Annotated in this window: 10 protein-coding genes and 6 pseudogenes; 10 read left to right on the top strand and 6 right to left on the bottom strand. The window is 66.6% G+C overall.

Annotated features, from left to right (window positions below):
- Positions 1 to 8 precede the first annotated feature (8 nt).
- Positions 9 to 1,007 (top strand): annotated as a pseudogene (locus SHTP_RS07210) (TIGR03617 family F420-dependent LLM class oxidoreductase).
- 61 nt (positions 1,008 to 1,068) lie between these two features.
- Here the strand turns inward: SHTP_RS07210 and SHTP_RS07215 are convergent.
- Positions 1,069 to 3,484 (bottom strand): annotated as a pseudogene (locus SHTP_RS07215) (PE family protein).
- Here SHTP_RS07215 and SHTP_RS28645 point away from each other — a divergent pair.
- On the top strand, positions 3,371 to 3,637 hold the full coding sequence (locus SHTP_RS28645) for a hypothetical protein (protein ID WP_231991826.1): 267 nt from the start codon (positions 3,371 to 3,373) through the stop codon (positions 3,635 to 3,637). The pseudogene SHTP_RS07215 and the gene SHTP_RS28645 sit on opposite strands and share 114 nt — an antisense overlap.
- Positions 3,638 to 3,697: 60 nt before the next feature.
- Here the strand turns inward: SHTP_RS28645 and SHTP_RS07220 are convergent, their stop codons facing one another.
- Entirely contained in the window at positions 3,698 to 4,822 is a 1,125-nt protein-coding gene (locus SHTP_RS07220; RefSeq protein ID WP_096370180.1) for an Rv3169 family protein, read from the bottom strand.
- The gene (locus SHTP_RS07225; RefSeq protein WP_420866688.1) at positions 4,822 to 5,901 is read right to left on the bottom strand and encodes a phosphotransferase family protein; all 1,080 of its coding nucleotides are present in this window, start codon (positions 5,899 to 5,901) and stop codon (positions 4,822 to 4,824) included. The genes SHTP_RS07220 and SHTP_RS07225 overlap by 1 nt, the downstream gene beginning before the upstream one ends.
- 101 nt (positions 5,902 to 6,002) lie before the next feature.
- Here SHTP_RS07225 and SHTP_RS07230 point away from each other — a divergent pair, with 101 nt between their 5' ends.
- From SHTP_RS07230 to SHTP_RS07265, 8 genes and pseudogenes are all read left to right on the top strand, one after another.
- Positions 6,003 to 6,605, top strand: coding sequence for a TetR/AcrR family transcriptional regulator (locus SHTP_RS07230; RefSeq protein ID WP_096370182.1), 603 nt, complete (start codon positions 6,003 to 6,005; stop codon positions 6,603 to 6,605).
- Positions 6,602 to 7,468, top strand: a complete 867-nt coding sequence (locus SHTP_RS07235) for an SDR family NAD(P)-dependent oxidoreductase (protein WP_096370183.1) — start codon at positions 6,602 to 6,604, stop codon at positions 7,466 to 7,468. The genes SHTP_RS07230 and SHTP_RS07235 overlap by 4 nt, the downstream gene beginning before the upstream one ends.
- 116 nt (positions 7,469 to 7,584) lie before the next feature.
- Entirely contained in the window at positions 7,585 to 8,565 is a 981-nt protein-coding gene (locus tag SHTP_RS07240; RefSeq protein ID WP_015354924.1) for a DUF4129 domain-containing protein, read from the top strand.
- Positions 8,562 to 8,873, top strand: a pseudogene (locus tag SHTP_RS28650) (hypothetical protein); the annotation flags it as partial. The gene SHTP_RS07240 and the pseudogene SHTP_RS28650, both read left to right, overlap by 4 nt.
- 1 nt (position 8,874) lies before the next feature.
- Positions 8,875 to 9,057 (top strand): annotated as a pseudogene (locus SHTP_RS07250) (ISAs1-like element ISMul1 family transposase); the annotation flags it as partial.
- A gap of 265 nt (positions 9,058 to 9,322) precedes the next feature.
- Positions 9,323 to 10,492 (top strand): annotated as a pseudogene (locus SHTP_RS07255) (PPE family protein); the annotation flags it as partial.
- 143 nt (positions 10,493 to 10,635) lie between these two features.
- Positions 10,636 to 11,838 (top strand): ISAs1-like element IS2404/ISMul1 family transposase, encoded by a 1,203-nt coding sequence (locus tag SHTP_RS07260; RefSeq protein ID WP_420872960.1) that lies wholly within the window; start codon positions 10,636 to 10,638, stop codon positions 11,836 to 11,838.
- A gap of 21 nt (positions 11,839 to 11,859) precedes the next feature.
- Positions 11,860 to 12,579, top strand: a pseudogene (locus SHTP_RS07265) (hypothetical protein); the annotation flags it as partial.
- Positions 12,580 to 12,637: 58 nt separating this feature from the next.
- Here SHTP_RS07265 and nuoN read toward each other — a convergent pair.
- From nuoN to nuoL, 3 genes are read right to left on the bottom strand one after another with little or no spacing between them, the layout of a single operon-like run.
- Positions 12,638 to 14,224, bottom strand: a complete 1,587-nt coding sequence (gene nuoN, locus SHTP_RS07270) for an NADH-quinone oxidoreductase subunit NuoN (protein WP_096370185.1) — start codon at positions 14,222 to 14,224, stop codon at positions 12,638 to 12,640.
- Positions 14,221 to 15,807, bottom strand: coding sequence for an NADH-quinone oxidoreductase subunit M (locus tag SHTP_RS07275; RefSeq protein ID WP_096372366.1), 1,587 nt, complete (start codon positions 15,805 to 15,807; stop codon positions 14,221 to 14,223). The genes nuoN and SHTP_RS07275 overlap by 4 nt, the downstream gene beginning before the upstream one ends.
- Complete coding sequence (gene nuoL, locus SHTP_RS07280; protein ID WP_096370186.1) at positions 15,804 to 17,705, bottom strand: NADH-quinone oxidoreductase subunit L; 1,902 nt, start codon at positions 17,703 to 17,705, stop codon at positions 15,804 to 15,806. Before nuoL ends, SHTP_RS07275 begins: the two co-directional genes overlap by 4 nt.

The raw sequence follows: 17,705 nt of genomic DNA on the forward strand, positions 1-17,705 counted from the left end.
CAGGTGCGTTGAGGGTCTTCACCGCGTTGTACGGGTTAGCCGACGCCGCCGAGCGGGCGCGGGAGCTGCGGGACGCCGGTGCGAGTGGGGTAGCCACCTTTGAGGGCCCACACGACGTATTCGCTCCACTGACCCTCGCCGCCACGGTAGGCGGCCTGGATCTGATGACCAACGTGGCGATCGCTTTTCCACGCAATCCGATACACCTGGCCCATCAGGCCTATGACCACCAGCTGCTCAGCGGCGGCCGATTCATCCTGGGCCTTGGCACCCAGGTGCGCGCCCAGATCGAGAATCGGTTCGGCGCCGCGTTCGACCACCCGGTGGCCCGGATGACCGAGCTGATCGCTGCCTTGCGGGCAATCTTTGCTGCCTGGAATTGCGGTGACCGGTTGAACTTTCGCGGACAGTTCTACCGGCACACGCTGATGACACCGACTTTCAACCCCGGCCCAATTCCCTTCGGCCCGCCCCCGATATACGTCGGTGCGCTCGGGCCCAGGCTGACCCGGGCCGTCGCCCAGCATGCCGACGGTCTGCTGGTAATGCCGTTTGGCTCCAAGCGTTTTCTGCATGCCAACACGATGCCGGCGGTACACTAGGGGCTGCGTGCCGGCGGGCGTCAGGCCGGCGAATTCACGATAATTCCGGAGATCATTGTGTCGGCCGGCGACACCGAGGCCGACCGGGAACAAGCCGCCGCGGGCACCAGACGGCTGCTGGCCTTCTACGGGTCTACCCCCGCCTACCGGCCGGTGCTGGCGGCGCACGGCTGGGAAGGCTTGCAGCCCGAACTCAATGCCCTGTCCAAGCAGGGGCGCTGGCAGGAAATGGGCGCGCTGATCGACGACACCATGATGCACACCTTGGCGGCCTGCGGCACACCCGCCGACGTTGCGGCGCACATCCGCGATCGGGTGGATGGGATCTCTGACACCGTGTGCCTGTATCAGGCCGCACCCATTGGGCTTCGCACGCTCGCTGCGATCATCGACGAGCTGCGCTGAACCAATTGGGTTGCCTGTCAGGCGCTTCGGGGCCCTGATGTCTTCGGGGCGGGTGCATCGGCTAGGGCAGGCCGTCGCTTCCGTCTTGGCCGAGCAGCAGCCCACCGGAGCCGCCGGCACCGCGAGTGCCGGTGCCGGCGGCCACACCGCCGTTGCCGCCGGTGCCGATCAGCACGGCGTTACCGCCCATGCCACCGGCCCCGCCGCTATCGCCGACACCCAACGATTCTGCGCCGGAACCGCCGGCCCCGCCGGTACCCAGCAGTATTCCGCCGGTGCCGCCGGCCCCGCCGGAGCCGCCGGAGCCGGCGATACCGAGCCCGCCGGCCCCGCCGGCCCCACCGCAACCGAGCAAGCCGGCATTGCCGCCGGCCCCACCGGAACCGCCGCCGTTGGCGACACCGAATCCGCCGAAGCCACCGGCCCCGGCGCTGGAGAACAACAACCCGGCATTGCCGCCGGCCCCACCGGCACCGCCGGTGTTGCTGCCGAACCCGCCGTCGCCGCCGATCCGGCCGCTGCCGAACAGCAACCCGGCGCTGCCGCCGGCCCCACCGACAGCGCCGTCGGCGACGGCGCCCGCTCCGCCCGTTCCGCCGGAACCACCCGGGCCGCTGAGCAGCCCGGAATTGCCGCCGGCCCCGCCGGCGCCACCAGCACCGGTAAGGCCGTAACCACCGGCCCCACCGTCACCGCCGCCGGCTCCGACCAGCCCACCCAGCAGCCCGCCGGCTCCGCCAACACCACCGGCCGCGCCGTTCAACGCGCCGAAGCCGCCAGCCCCGCCGATCCCTCCGCCGCCCCACAGCCCGCCGGCGCCGCCGGCCCCGCCGACGCCGCCATCCGCGGTCGATGAGTATCCGCCGGAACCGCCGGCCCCACCGGTGCCGGCCGCACCGCCAGCCCCGCCATCGGCACCGGTGCTCATCGCGCCGGACCCGTCGGGCCCGCCGTCTCCGAACACCCATCCGCCCGCGGTCCCGGCGGCGCCGCTGCCCGCGGCCCCGGGGGTGCCGTTGCCGATCAGCGGGCGCCCGGTGAGGGTCTGGACGGGCGCGTTGACCGCGCCCAGTGCTTGTTGTTGGAAGGTATGCAGTGGCGAGGTGCTGGCTGGCGCGTTGAATCCGTCCAGCCCCAGCAACAGCCCGCTGGTCCCGCCGACCCCCGTCGCGCCGGCCGCCGGGCCGGTCCCGCCGACACCGGCATTGCCGCCGTTGCCGATGAGCACCCCAGTGCCCCCGCGCCACCGTCCCCGCCGGTGGTGGCGCCCTCGCCGCCGGCACCGCCGCCGATCGCCAGGCCGGCGCTGCCGCCGGCCCCGCCGACACCACCGGCGGCGGCAGCGCCGTAGCCGCCGGTCCCGCCGACCCCGCCGTTGGAGTACAGCAGCCCGCCGTTGCCGCCGGCCCCGCCCGTGCCGCCGTCGGAGGAGCCGTACCCGCCGGCCCCGCCGACGCCGCCGGCCGAGAACAGCAACCCGGCGTTGCCGCCGGCCCCGCCGACCCCACCGGCGCCGGCAACTCCGCTGCCACCGGCCCCACCGGCCCCGCCCGTGCCGAACAGCGCGCCGGCGTTGCCGCCGGCCCCACCATTGCCCCCGTCCCCGCCGGTACCGACTCCGCCCGTGCCGCCGGCCCCACCCGGGCCACCGAACAGTCCGGCGTTGCCGCCCGCCCCGCCATCGCCCCCGGTCCCACCGGCGCCGAACCCGCCGGTCCCGCCATGGCCGCCGCCGGCACCGACCAGCCCGGCCAGCAGCCCGCCGGCGCCACCGGCCCCACCGGTCCCGCCGACCCCGCCGGGGCCGTACCCGCCGGCGCCACCGAGACCCCCGGCACCCAACAGTCCGCCGGCCCCGCCGGCCCCGCCGGCCCCACCGGCGCCGCCGTTGAAGCCGAACAAGCCGGGCCCGCCGGCCCCGCCGGCCCCGGCGTTACCCACAACCATCCGCCGGCTCCGCCGACTCCGCCGGCACCTCCGTCGCCGAACGCCGAGCTCCCGCCGGCTCCGCCGGCGCCTCCCGAGCCCAAGAGTCCCGCCGCCCCGCCAACCCCGCCGACCCCGCCGGTCGGGTTGGCGACGGTGCCCGGTGTCCCCGAGCCGCCGATCCCGCCGTCACCGAGCAACCAGCCGCCATCGCCACCGTTGGCTCCGGTCCCCGGGGCCCCGTTGGCGCCGTTGCCGATCAGCGGGCGTCCCGTGGCCGCCAGCAACGGCGCGTTGATGAGGGTCAACAGCTGCTGCAGCGGGCCGGTGTTGGCCGCTTCCGCGGCGGAATAGCCGCTGGCGCTGGCGCTCAGGGCCGCCACGAACTGGTCGGAAAAGACCCCCACCTGGGTACTGAGTTGCTGGTAGGCCAGGCCATGGCCGGAAAACAGCGCCGCGATCGCCGCCGACACCTCGTCTTGGGCCGCGGCCACGACCGTTGTTATCTGGGTAGCGGCGGCCGCAGTGGCCGCATTGAGGGTCGTATTCAGGCCTGCCAGATCGTTTGCCGCGGCCTGCACCATGCCGGGCACCACGTCAACAAGCGTCATGTCACACCTCCGCTGGGTCGTTACACCCGGGCTGCGGCTCGGATCTCCATCGATACGCTCGGCAAACTGGAGCCTACTGCGGATGCGGTGTGAAATACCAGGTTCTTGGCGCTCTGATCGCGTACGCCGGGCGTCGAGCAACGCGCGGTGCGGTCAGGGCGCAACCGTGAGCCAGTCGGAGAATCCCGACGGATCGTGGCGTCCCAGCGCCCCGTGCTCGTAGAGGCCCCAGCCTTCCACCGGATCCGTGTCGCCGTCACGGCATACCGCGCGGCCCACGTGGTCGATGACGCCGAAGCCGGACCGCGCGATGATCGCCGGATCGGTCATGCCGTAGGTCAGCCGCTCGACGAACTTCTCGCCCTTCCACATGCCGTGCAGCCAGTCCGAATCGCCGCCGTAGCCACCGCCGACATGAATCGGAACCGCCAGCTTGGATTCCACATCGAAGTGCACCGGCGTGCCATCGGGTCTGGTGGCGTCGATGGTTGCCCCGGTCGGGATGCGGGTGCCCGAGCGGTAGTGAATCTTGACCCGCGGCCAGCCCAGCTGTTCGACGCGGCCATCACGCCAGATCCGGGTGCAGTCATTGAGCGAGCGGAATCCGCTGGGCTCCTCTTGAATGATCAGCACGATCGCGAAGTCGTCGAACGCCATGGGGACATACAGCCACCACATGCCCTCAAACGGCGGGTCCGCGGGTCGCCCAGCCGGCTCGGGCTCGCCGACCGGCCGGATGCCCCACGATCGGTCCCGACTACCGATCCAGGTCGCCGGGTCGACGTCGATCTGCTGCCCGTCGCCCTGGATTTGGCCGCTCCAGGTGCCGAGCTGGGCGAAGCGCTGCGCATCCAGGGTCACCCGGTTGCCGGACCGCAGCAGATGCGGCTGCTCCGCAACGACGTCGAACAACCCCTCCCAGGTGAGATCGGCTGACACGCCTTCGGTTTCGTCCAGCACCAGGCGCAGCTTGCGCAGCGGCTCTATCACGTCGATCCGGTAGCCGTTGACATGCTGGTGCAGCCGGTCCTGATCGATCGCGTCCGAAAGGTGCACCGCGGTTTGGGTATCCCCGCGCCTGATCAGCAGGAACGCGTCCTTGACGCCGAGGTTGGGGTAGTAGCCGATACCTCTGATCACAAAGATGTTTCCGGTGCGGTCATGGGCGTTGAAGTAGGAGCGGTCGTAGAAATTGCGGTCGGAGGAGCCGGGCCAGGCGATCGGTTGGGGAAGTTGATGTACCGGGTACTCGTCGAGGGGGCCAAGTGGTTGCGGCATCAGCGCTCATCTCCGATCAGACGTTTCATCAATCCAGCGTGGTAGAAAAGTGATTCGACATCGTCGGGCTTTTCCACCTCACCGAAATGCACCCGACGCGCCCCGGTGCGCATGAAGACGCAGGCCCACATGACTCCGGAATAGACGTAAAACCAGTGCAGGTCACCAAGTTGGGTACCGGTGAGTCGCTGGTAGGTGCGGCGTACGTCGTCCTCGCGCATCACCGTGGGCAGCCCGGGCAACGTCGCCAATCCGGCAAGTTCTTCAAAAACCATGTGCGCAAATATCATCCACGCGACATCGAGTTCGCGGGGTCCCAACGTGACCATCTCCCAGTCCAGTACCGCCACGGGCCGAAAGTCGCGGTACAAGACGTTGCCCACCCGGGCGTCGCCCCAAAGCAGCACGGGTTCGCGTGCGGCCACCTCGCTGGGCCAGTGCTCTTGCAGCCACTGGAAGGTCCGCTCTATCAGCGCGGAGTTGCCGATGCCAGGAACCGCGAAGTCGTACCACGAGCGCACCCAGTCGAAATGCCGGCGCAGCGCGGTGTCACCGGACGGCCCGTCGGACAGGAAGCCAAATGTGTCTTGCGGCTTCGGTATTGAATGCAGCATGGCCAACAGTCCGACGGTGGCGTCCTGTAGCTCACGCTGCCGCTCGGCCGGCGCATCGACGAACCAGTTGTTGCCGAACGTGTAGGGCATCACGTCGGGCGGTACCACGCCCTCGACGTAGTCCATCAGAAAAAACGGCGTCCCCAGCATTTCTCCGGTGGGTTCCATCCAGCGCACTCGGGGCATTGGGACGTCCCTGAGTTCACCCACCAGCTTGATGACTTCGAATTGGTGGTCGAGTCGGTAGCTGGGGAACACGGGCACATCTCCGGCGGCCGGCGCCACCCGGGCCACCAGCTTCTGCTGCACAGGCCGGTGATCCTCGTGCCAACGTGCGGTCAGGATGATCGTTTCCGAAGACATCCCCGTCGAGTCGACACCGCTTTCCACGGTCACCTCGGGTGCCGCGTTGCCGGGCAGCACGCCCGCCAGCCACCGTGCCATCATTGCCGGCAAAGTCGTCATGTCGCGGCTGGAGCGCTGTAGGTGGGCTACATCTTCGACCGGCGTTTCGTTGGCCACAGCTGCTTCCTTCAAGAGGCAATTACGATACGGTAGGTAGCGTTATGAAAGCAGACCCCTCTTCCCTTGACAAGGCCCCCGGCGTCGGGCGGCCGCGGGATCCCCGCATCGACTTTGCCATTTTGAGCGCGACCATGGAACTGCTTGTGCAAATCGGCTATTCCAACCTCAGCCTGGCTGCTGTCGCGGAGCGGGCGGGCACCACCAAGTCTGCGTTGTACCGGCGGTGGTCGAGCAAGGCCGAGCTGGTCCATGAGGCCGCGTTTCCGGTGACGCCCAGCGTGCTGTCGGCTCCGGCCGGCGACTTCGCCGGAGATATCAGGATGATGGTCGCGGCGACGCGCGATGTCTTCACCACCCCGGTGGTTCGAGCCGCATTGCCGGGGCTGGTCGCCGACATGACCGCGGACGCCGACCTCAACGCCCGGGTGCTGTCGCGTTTCACCGAGTTGTTCGCCACGGTGCGTATCCGGCTGCAGGAGGCCGTCGACCGTGGCGAGGCGCATCCCGACGTGGATCCGAACCGGATGATCGAATTGATCGGGGGAGCCACGATGCTGCGGGTACTGCTGTATCCGGACCAGATGCTCGACGAGGCATGGGTGGATCAGACCACCGCGATACTCGTGCATGGTGTGACCCGGTGACGGGTGCGCTCGCCGGGCGGGCGGCCATCGTCACCGGCGCCAGCCGTGGGCTGGGGCGCGCCATTGCGCTTGCCTTGGCCGCCGCAGGGGCCGCCGTTGTCGTGGCCCCGCGTACCGAGCAGGTGTGGGACAGCCGCTTGCCCGGAACCATCGGTGACACCGTCGCCCAGATCGAGGCGGCAGGGGGACGTGCGGTAGCGGTGCGCGCCGATCTGACCGACCGCGACGACGTCGCGGCGCTGGTGACGGCGGCCCGGGACAGCCTGGGCCCCATCACAATTCTGGTGAACAACGCCGCGTTCACCGCCCCCGGACGGCCACCGGTGCCCGGTGCGGCACCGCGCGCCAAATCCAGCAGAGCCGCGGTCGGCAAGCCGGGCTGGCCCGGATTCGTCAGCGTCCCGTTGGCGGCGTACCGCCGGCACTTCGAGACTTCGGTTTTTGCCGCATACGAGTTGATGCAACTGAGCTGCCCCGACATGATCGCGGCGGGGGCCGGCTCGATCATCAACATCACTTCGGTGGCATCCCGGCTACCCGGCGACGGGCCCTATCCTGACCGCAGCGGCGGCGTCCTGCCCGGATACGGCGGCTCCAAAGCCGTGCTCGAACACCTGACCCAATGTGCGGCTTTCGATCTCGCCGACCACCACATTGCGGTGAACGCGCTGGCGCCTTCGAAGCCGATTCCGACCCCGGGGCTGTCCTATTACGCACGCGAATTCGATGACACCGCTTCGGCGGAGGAATTCGCACGGGCGGCCGTGGTGCTGGCGTCGGTGGACGCCGACCTGGTTACCGGGCGCACCATCGGCCATCACGAAGTCCTCGACGGTAGCTTTCGGGCGTTCGGGCGCGACTAGCGCCCAGGGCGCCGAGGCGGCCAGCGATAGTGTGCGTGTTCCTGGCGGCGCGGACTCCTGACGTGCAACTATGAACAAAGACCATGCCGCAGATGGCGGCAGGCAGGTGTGTGCCGATGCCCGGAATTGACAAGCCGACGGGACGCGTTGTTGCGCTGATCGTGTTGCTGATTCTGGTTGCCGCTGCCCTGCGCGGCTATCTCCCGGACGACGATGGCACCTCGCACACCGAACCGGCTACCAGCCGTCCGGCGCTGGTATTCGTCATAGCGGTCTTGAGCGGCAGTGTCGCCTTGATGGCATTCGCCATCATTGCGCGGCTGCGGGATCCGCGCGCAGTGGCGCCCAGCGCGGGGGACCTCGCCCAAATGCTTGGCGGCGGACACCGACGAACCAGTTGGCGGGTATTGCTGATCGGACTCGCGGTGATTGCCGCCTATCTGCTGCTCACGCTGCTGCTGTCGCGCCTGTTTACCCCGGACGAAGTCGCGCCGTCGGCGCCCGCTTCCGATCCCGGCGTGCCGGCGCCGACCGGCGACGGTGCGCCCAGGCCGCAACAACCACAACAGCCTTCCGACGACAACATCAATACCCTCGAAATTCTGCTCGCAGCAACAGCGCCGTTGCTCCTGACCATCCTGGCTGCGGTGGCGGTTCTGTGGCGGCGCCGATGGCGTGCCGAGACCTCCAATACCCACACCGACGTTGCCGGCGAATCCCCGGAGCCGCCGCAACGTTCGCAACTGCTGGTGCGGGCGGCCAAAGTCGGACTGGCCGAGATGGCCGACCTCGAGCGCGATCCACGCGAGGCGATCATCGCCTGCTATGCGGCCATGGAACGCGAACTGGCCAATGTCCCCGCGGCCGCGCCGCGCGACTTCGACACCCCAACCGAGGTGTTGGCGCGCGCAGTGCAACATCATGCGCTGCAGGCCGATAACGCCGTACAGCTGGTGAACCTGTTCGCTGAAGCGCGGTTCAGCACGCATGTCATGAACGAGGGCCACCGCGAGTTGGCGGTGCGCGTTCTGCGGCTAGTGCTCGACGAACTCGCGGCGCCCGTGGGTGCCTCGACCGGCCGAGGCGATGAAATGTGAAAAGGCTTATTGTGCTGGGCGTATTGCTCATTGTCGCGGTGGAGCTGCTGACGCTGGCCGTGCGTGACCACCGACTGGTCCTGGCGGCCTCGGGGGTGGCCGTCGCCCTGGTGCTGCTCAACATTCGTCGAGTGGTGGGGCACGCAATGGCGCCGCCGGCGGAGACGGACCCCGATGACGTGGGCGACGGACTGCGTCGCTGGCTGTCGGGTACCGAGACCACGATCCGTAGGTCGGAATCCACCCGGGCGGACTGGGACCGGCATCTGCGTCCGATGCTGGCGCGACGATACGAAATCGCGACCGGGCCGTCAAAGGGCACATACCGGAAACGGCGCACAGGTCCTAGCAACGCTACGCAACACCGCGATCAATCTGCACCGCCTCAACGGCGCCGACAACATCGCCGAAGCCTGCCGGATCACCGCTTTGACCGCCAACCGCCGCCTAGACCTCCTCAATCCACAATTCCCCAGCTCACAAGCCTGCTAATCAACAACGCCGGAGCCCTGGGGGGCCGTGCCAATGCGCGCGATAAATTGAAATAGCATTCTGGAATTGTGTGCACGATCGGCAGCCGGATTCCAGCAATTTCTCGTGCAATTGCCCAGAAACCGACGGAATTTGACAGAACCGCTGGCAAAGCGGCAAGTTTTGCCTACAGTCTATTGCTACTGGTCGAGCGGAGCGCATGGCCACGCGTCATGGCGAACCGCCGCGGACAGACGCTTGGTGTGGTTCACGGAAGGACTGAGTGATGAGCTTCTTGCTGCTGCCGCCGGAGATCAATTCGGTGCGAATGTTTGCCGGTGCTGGGGCTGCGCCGATGCTGGATGCCGCGGTGGCCTGGGGTGGGCTGGCTGAGGAATTGGGGACCGCGGCGCGGTCGTTTGAGTCGGTGACTTCGGGGCTGGCCGGTCAGGTCTGGCAGGGTGCGGCGGCCGCGGCGATGGCGGCTGCGGCGGCGCCCTATACGGGTTGGTTGAGCGCGGCGGCGGCGCGTGCGGTGGGGGCTTCGGCCCAGGCCAGGGCGGTTGCCGAGGTTTTTGAGGCAGCGCGCTCGGCGATGGTGCATCCGGTGGCGGTGGCGGCCAATCGCAATGTGTTTGTGCAGTTGGTGATGTCGAATCTGTTTGGGCAGAATGCGCCGGCGAAAGCTGCGACCGCAGGCGCCTATGAGCAGATGTGGGCCGCGGATGTGGCGGCGATGGTGGGCTATCACGGTGGGGCGTCGGCGGCAGCGGCTGCATTTCCGTCCTGGGAGGCGGGGCTACAGCAATGGATCTCGGGCCTACCGGGGGTAGCTCAGCTACAGGCCGCCGCATCGGCAATTCCCGCTTTCAACCTGGGGCTGGGCAATATTGGCGACTTCAACCTGGGCAACGGCAACACCGGGGATAACAACCTGGGCAGCGGCAACATCGGCAACCTCAACCTCGGGAGCGGAAACACCGGCGGCTCCAACGTCGGCAGTGGCAACTACGGCGACGGAAACCTGGGCAGCGGCAACTACGGCAATTCGAATCTGGGTAGCGGAAACGGGGTGCTCTCATCGGTCGGCAGTGACAGTAATGTCGGCAGTGGCAACCTCGGCAGTCACAACTTCGGCAACGGTAATACCGGCAGCAGTAACATCGGCAGCGGAAATATCGGCGACACCAACCGCGGCTTTGCCAACCTTGGCAGCAACAACTTTGGTTTCGCCAATCTCGGAGATGGCAACGTGGGGTTTGCCAACGCCGGTAACAACAACATTGGCTTTGGGCTCACCGGCGACAACCAGATGGGCATTGGCGCGTTGAACACCGGACTCGCCAACACGGGTTTTGGCAACTCGCGAAGCAACAACATCGGGTTCTTCAACTCTGGTGACCACAACGTGGGCTTCTTCAACTCGGGCAACGGTAACTACGGCTTCTTGAACTCCCAGGGCTCCGGCGTTGTTGATTAGCAGGCTTGTGAGCTGGGTTGATGATCTTTGGTGCCGCGCTATTGGGGCCGGAGTGTAGGCACGGGCTATCTGGAGAACGACCGAGTTGGTTACTGTTCGTCGTTGGTCTGGAGTTGCCCGTGCCTACCGTTTCAGTATTGCCTGTGTCGTCGGTTCCAGAGGTGTTCGACCGCTGGAGTCCTGGTGAGCGCAGCGAGCTCATCGGATCGGAGTTTCTCGATGTGTTGGCCTCGGTGCCAGACCCGAGGGACCCACGCGGTCGGAGGTATTCGCTGATGGCTTTGTTGGCGATCGCGGTTCTGGCCACTGCCGCGGGGATGCGCGGCTATGCTGGTTTTGCCACATGGGCGGCCACCGCTCCCGATGATGTGTTGGCCCAATTAGGGGTCGGGTTCCGGCGGCCCAGTGAGAAGACCTTCCGCGCTGTTTTGTCTCGGCTAGACCCCGCCGACCTCAACGCCAGGATGGGCAGTTACTTCACTGCACACGTGGCCAGCAGCGACCCCAGTGGATTGGTGCCGATCGCGTTGGACGGCAAGATGCTGCGTGGTGCTTTACGCGCCAAAGCGACAGCCACGCATCTCGTGTCGGTGTTCGCCCACCGTGCCCGATTGGTGCTCGGTCAACTCGCTGTCGCCGAGAAAAGCAATGAAATTCCCTGCGTACGTGCCCTGCTCACGCTGCTGCCGGGTAGCTTGCGGTGGCTGGTCACCGTGGATGCGATGCATACCCAGGTCGTCACCGCGAAGTTGATCTGCGCCACCTTGAAGTCGCACTACCTGATGATCGTCAAGTCCAACCAAGCCAAAATACTTGCGCGTATCACCGCGCTGCCCTGGGCCGAGGTGCCCGCAGTCGCTACCGACGACTCCCGCGGCCACGGCCGTGTCGAGACCCGCACCCTGCAAATCATCACCGCTGCACGAGGAATCGGCTTCCCCTACGCAAAACAAATCATCCGGATCACTCGTGAACGCTTGATCACCGCCACCGACCAGCGCAGCGTGAAGGTGGTCTATGCCATCTGCAGCCTGCCGTTCGAGCACGCCCGCCCTACCGCGATCATGACCTGGATGCGTCAACACTGGGGAATCGAGAACAGCCTGCACTGGATACGCGACGTCACCTTCGACGAAGACCGTCAAAGGGCACATACCGGAAACGGCGCACAGGTCCTAGCAACGCTACGCAACACCGCGATCAATCTGCACCGCCTCAACGGCGCCGACAACATCGCCGAAGCCTGCCGGATCACCGCTTTGACCGCCAACCGCCGCCTAGACCTCCTCAATCCACAATTCCCCAGCTCACAAGCCTGCTAATCAACAACGCCGGAGCCCTGCTTGAACTCCGGTGATACCAACACGGGATTCGAAAATTCCGGCAGCGGCAATACGGGTGTTCAGAACGCTGGTGCCGCCAACTTCGGCGCCTGGAACGCGGGAGGCGGCAATTTCGGTTTCGGCAACGGTGGCGGCGGCAACTTCGGCTTCGGAAACTCGGGCCTGTCGAACACCGGCAGCTTCAACGCTGGCGACGTCAACACCGGTGACTTCAACTCGGGCAGCACCAACACCGGATGGGGGAATTCGGGGGACATCAATACCGGTCTGTTCAATTCGGGCAACCTGAACACGTCCATCGCGAGCTCCGCCACCCAGGCTGGCCCGAACTCGGGCTTCGGCAATACCGGTACCGGACTCTCCGGCTTCAACAACTCCGGTGTCGATACCTCCGGTATCCAAAACGCCCAGTACGAAACCACCAAGACGCTTCCGCCGCCGGCGCCGCCGATCCCCATTCATTTCAACCAGGGGACATCGGGCTTTTTCAACATGGGCCCCGGCACCGCGGGCATCGGTAACTCCGGGGGCGGCCTCAACAGGGGGCTGTTCAACAACGGCTTTCTGAACATCGGTATCGCAAACTCCGGTGACAACGGTTATGTGTACGTGGCGCCGTTCATCACCATTTCGTTCACCGCGGGCGTCTTCAGCTCAGGAGCCTTCACTTCGGGCTTCTTCAACACCATGGACAACCAGTCGGGGTTCTTCCACCTCTAGCCCGCTGGTAGGGGCGATTACCCCCGTGAGTCACCAGCCGGGTCACCCCACAGCTGGTTCAGTGCAGCAAGTGGGCGGCCTGGTTGGCGAGGTCGAGCACCGGTTGCGGCAGGATCCCCAGCAGCACAGTGACCGCCGCACAAACCGCGATCGCCGCCTTGCTCAAGATGCCCGGCGCCACCACTTGCGGTGTGTCGCTGGACTCTTCGGTGAAGAACATCAACACGATCACCCGGACGTAGAAGTAGGCGGCCACTCCGCTGGAGATGACACCGATGACCACCAACGGCGCCGCACCGCCCTCGGCGGCGGCCTTGAACACGGAGAACTTGCTGATGAACCCGCTCGTCAGCGGGATGCCGGCGAAGGCCAGCAGGAACATCGACAGCATCACGCCCACAATCGGGGAGCGCTGACCCAGCCCCGCCCAATGGGACAGGTTGGCGTCCTCGACCCCGTCCGCGTCGCGGACCAAGCCGACGATGGCGAATGCGCCCACCGTGCTGAAGCTGTAGGCAACCAGGTAGAACAGCGTCGCCGACAGACCCGCCGAGTTGTCGGCGATCACGCCGGTCAGGATGAAGCCGACGTGTGCGACCGACGAATAGGCAAGCATCCGTTTGACATTGGTCTGGTTCACCGCGGTGATGGCGCCAACCGCCATGGTCAATATCGAAATCGCCCACAGCACCGGCCGCCACTGATCGTGCAGCGGGGGCAGCGCCACGTAGACCACCCGAAGTAGGGCGCCGAAAGCGGCAACCTTGGTGGCCGCCGCCATGAACCCGGTGATCGGCGTGGGTGCGCCTTGGTACACATCGGGAATCCACGAGTGGAAGGGGACGGCGCCAACCTTGAACAGCAGACCGACCGACAGCAGACCGACGCCCACCAAGGCCATGGACATATCGCTGCGTGCCGCCAGCGAATCCCGGATACCGGTCAGGGTCAGCGAGCCGGTAGCGCCATAGAGCAACGCGACACCATAGAGAAAGAATGCCGAAGAGAACGCGCCCAGCAGGAAGTACTTCAGCGCCGATTCCTGCGACAGCAACCGGCGGTGTCGCGCCAGTCCGCACATCAGATACAGCGGCAGGGAGAGCACTTCGAGCGCGACAAACATGGTCAACAGGTCGTTGGCCGCGGGAAATACCATCATGCCGCCGACGGAAAGCGTGAGCAGCGGGAAGATTTCGGTTTGCGCTGCCCCCGCACGTTGCGCCTCGCGTTCGGCGTCGCTGCCGGGCACGGCCGAAGCCTGCGGCGTGAAGGAGTCGAGTCCGCCGCTGCCCGCGGCGACCGCCGTCTTGGTCTGGGCGGCCACCCGGTGGGCGCTGCGTTCAGCGATGAAGATGACCGCCATCACCGCCACCAGCAACACCGTGCCCTGCAAGAACAGCGTTGGCCGATCCACTGCCATCGACCCGAGCACGGCGCGGCGGCCAGTCACCGGAATCGACCGGGCCACCACGATGACCGCGACGAATGCGGCCACCAACCCGCTCAGGGCCAGTGTCACCTGCGCGCCGTATCGCAGCCGGCGCGGCAGGAACGCCTCGGCCAGCACGCCGACGACGGCGATGCCGAAAACGATGAGCATCGGACACAGCAGGAAGTATTCGATGCTTGGGCTGGGCAAAATCATTCGTGTGGTCCTTCGGCTGTCCGGCGGGCGCTCACGCCCGAAACCGGGTGTGGCACCTTGGGCGCGGGATCGTGCTGGCCGATGGTGCTCATGGTGTGCTCGACCGCCGGGTTGATGACATCGAGCACGGGTTTGGGATAGACCCCGAGGATCAGCAGCATCGCGATCAGCGGCGCGACCACGATCATTTCGCGTGGCACCAGGTCACCGATGCGCTCGTTGCCCTTGGCCAGCGGTCCGGTCATCACGCGTTGGTACAGCCACAACATGTAGATGGCGGAAAGCGCCAGCGCGGTGACGCCAAAGGCTGCGGCCAGCCAGTAGCGGTTGAAAGTGCCAAGCAGGACCAGGAATTCACTGATGAATGGGGCCAGGCCGGGCAAGGACAGGGTGGCCATGGCCGAAACCAGGAAGGTGCCGGCCAGCACCGGAGCCACCTTCTGCACACCGCCGTAGTCGGCGATCGCCCGGCTGCCGTGGCGCGAGATCAGGAAGCCGGCGATCAGGAAGACCGCGGCCGTCGACAGTCCGTGGTTGAGCATGTACAGCGTCGAACCGCTCTGGCCCTGGGTGGTCATCACGAAGATCCCCGCGATGATGAACCCGAAGTGCGAGATCGACGTGTAGGCGATCAGTCGCATGATGTCGGTCTGACCGATCGCCACGACTGCGCCGTAGATCACGCCGATGATGGCCAGCGTCACGATCAACGGGCGGAAATAGGTTGAGGCGTCCGGGAACAGCTGCAGGCAATAGCGCAGCATGCCGAACGTGCCGACCTTGTCCATCACCGCCATCATCAGCACCGCGGTCGCCGGCGTGGACTCCACCGCCGCATCGGGCAACCAGCGGTGGAAGGGCCACAGCGGGGCCTTGATGGCGAACGCAAACATGAATCCGAGGAACAAGGCTTTGAAGACCGCCGGATGTTCGCCGTAATGCCCGCCCTGCACGCCGGCCACGATGTCGCGGAAGTCGAAAGTTCCAGACCCGTTTTGGGCGGTCACCACATAGAGCCCGATGACCGCTGCCAGCATGATCAGCCCGCCGAACAGGTTGTACAGCAGGAACTTCACCGCGGCCCCGGAGCGCGCGCGGCCCTGCCCGAAACCCCCGATGAGGAAGTACATCGGAATGAGCATGGCCTCGAAGAACACGTAGAACAGCAAGACGTCCAGCGCGACCACCGAGATCAGCACCATCGACTCGATGGCCAGCGTCAACGCGACGTAGGCGTGCACACCCCTGGTGCGTTCGCCGCCGTCATTCCAGCCGGCGATCTGCAGCAGCGGGATCAGCACCGTGGTCAGCAGCACCAGCACCACCGCGATGCCATCCACCCCGAGCGTGTAGCTGGCGCCGAACGCCGGGATCCAGGAGCGGTTTTCGACGAACTGGTAGTGCTCGCCGCTCGGCTTGAACCCGGTAGCGACGACAACCGACACCGCCAGCGTCACGACGCTGGCGATCAGGCCGGTCCACTTGGCGAGCTGGCGCAGCCCCGGGGGCAGCAAGATGATGAGCACCGAAGCGGCCAGCGGGACCAGCCACAGCAGCGTCAGCCACGGTACGTGTGAGTTCACCACAGCTGCACCGCCAAGAGCACCGCGGCCACCAGGACCGCACCGGCCAGCATCGACAACGCGTAGTTGCGGGCGAAGCCGGTTTGCATTCGTCGCAACCGATTCGACGTCATGCTCACCAATCCGGCCAAAGCGTTGACCGAGCCGTCCACACCCGCGTTGTCGACCTCGACCACCGCGTCGGTCAGTTGCGCGCCAGGGCGCATGAACACCTCCTCGTTGAAGGCATCGGCATACATGTCGGCGCGCGCGGCCGTCGTCAGCACCGAAACCCGGACGGGGGCCACCCGGGGGATGGCAGCGGTGCCGTACATCCGGTAGGCGACCGCGATACCGACGGCGACGACACCGAGCGCCACCGTGGTGCTGACCCAGGTCGGGAGCGCATGGGTGGCTTCCTCATGGGCTCCGACGACGGGCTCGATCCAACGCTGCAGCGTGCCGCCCATCGCCAGCAGACCACCGGAGAAGACGGAGCCGAAGGCCAGCAGGATCATCGGCCAGGTCATCAGGGCCGGAGCCTCGTGCGGGTGGGCTCCCGGCGCCCACCGCTTCTCACCGAAGAAGGTCATCAGCATCACCCGGGTCATGTAGAACGCGGTGACCCCCGCTCCCAGCAGGGCCGCACCGCCGAGCACATAGCCGCGGGTGTCGCCGGCGCCCAGCGCTGCCTCGATGATCGCGTCCTTGGAGAAGAAGCCCGCGAAGGGTGGCACACCGATGATCGCCAGGTAGCCCAGCCCGAAGGTGACGAAGGTGACGGGCAGGGCGGCGCGCAGCGCCCCGTACCGGCGCATGTCCTGTTCCTCATGCATCGCGTGGATGACCGATCCGGATCCCAGGAACAGTCCGGCCTTGAAGAAACCGTGGGTGAGCAGGTGCATGATCGCGAACGCGTAGCCGGCCGGGCCCAGGCCGGCGGCCAGCACCATGTAGCCGATCTGGCTCATCGTTGAGGCGGCCAGCGCGCGTTTGATGTCGTCCTTGGCGCACCCGATGACCGCCCCCAGCAGCAGCGTGACGGTACCCACCACGACCACGGCCAGCTGCGCGTCCGGCGCCAGGTTGTAGAGCGGGTTGGACCGCACGATCAGGTACACCCCGGCGGTCACCATGGTGGCGGCGTGGATCAGGGCGGATACCGGGGTGGGGCCCTCCATCGCGTCGCCCAACCAGGCCTGCAGCGGCACCTGGGCGGACTTGGCGCACGCCCCCAGCAGCAGCAGCAAACCCATCGCGGTCAGCGTTCCCCGGCTGGCGGCCGGCGCACCGGCAAAGACCCCGGCGTAGGACAGCGTGCCGAAGGTGCTGAACATGACGAACATGCCCAAAGCCAGCCCGGCGTCGCCAACCCGGTTCATCACGAACGCCTTCTTGGCCGCCGTGGCGGCCGACGGCTTGTGGTACCAGAAGCCGATCAGCAGGTAGGACGCCAGGCCCACGCCTTCCCACCCGACGTAGAGCAACACGTAGTTGTCGGCGACCACCAGCAGCAGCATCGAGGCCAAGAACAGGTTGAGGTAGCCGAAGAACCTACGGCGATCGGGGTCTTCGGCCATGTAGGCGACCGAGTAGATGTGGATCAGCGATCCGACTCCGGTGATCAGCAGCACGAAACAAATGGACAGCTGATCGATTTGCAGTCCGAAGTCCACCTGCAGCTGGCTCACCGGCATCCAGGTGAAGACCGTTTGGTGGATGAGCCGATCGTCGACGGAGCGCCCCACGAGGTCGGCGAGCATGGTCGCGCCAACGCCGAATGAGGCAAGGGCCGCCGCACAACCCAACCAGTGTCCCCACGCGTCGGTCCGCCTACCGCCGAACAGCAAGATCGCGGCACCCGCCAGCGGCAGCGCCACCAGCAGCCAGGTGTGTTGAGTCCCCAGAAAGTTCGTCAC

Source organism: Mycobacterium ulcerans subsp. shinshuense, from assembly GCF_002355775.1.
Classification (GTDB): domain Bacteria; phylum Actinomycetota; class Actinomycetes; order Mycobacteriales; family Mycobacteriaceae; genus Mycobacterium; species Mycobacterium marinum.

What these genes read in the sequence shown, in the direction of transcription:
- SHTP_RS28645 (WP_231991826.1), top strand. Translation starts at nt 3,371, where the DNA reads ATGGCCGGAAAACAGCGCCGCGATCGCCGCCGACACCTCGTCTTGGGC.
- nuoN (WP_096370185.1), bottom strand. Translation starts at nt 14,224, where the DNA reads ATGATTTTGCCCAGCCCAAGCATCGAATACTTCCTGCTGTGTCCGATG.
- SHTP_RS07240 (WP_015354924.1), top strand. Translation starts at nt 7,585, where the DNA reads ATGCCCGGAATTGACAAGCCGACGGGACGCGTTGTTGCGCTGATCGTG.
- SHTP_RS07220 (WP_096370180.1), bottom strand. Translation starts at nt 4,822, where the DNA reads ATGCCGCAACCACTTGGCCCCCTCGACGAGTACCCGGTACATCAACTT.
- SHTP_RS07230 (WP_096370182.1), top strand. Translation starts at nt 6,003, where the DNA reads ATGAAAGCAGACCCCTCTTCCCTTGACAAGGCCCCCGGCGTCGGGCGG.
- SHTP_RS07225 (WP_420866688.1), bottom strand. Translation starts at nt 5,901, where the DNA reads ATGACGACTTTGCCGGCAATGATGGCACGGTGGCTGGCGGGCGTGCTG.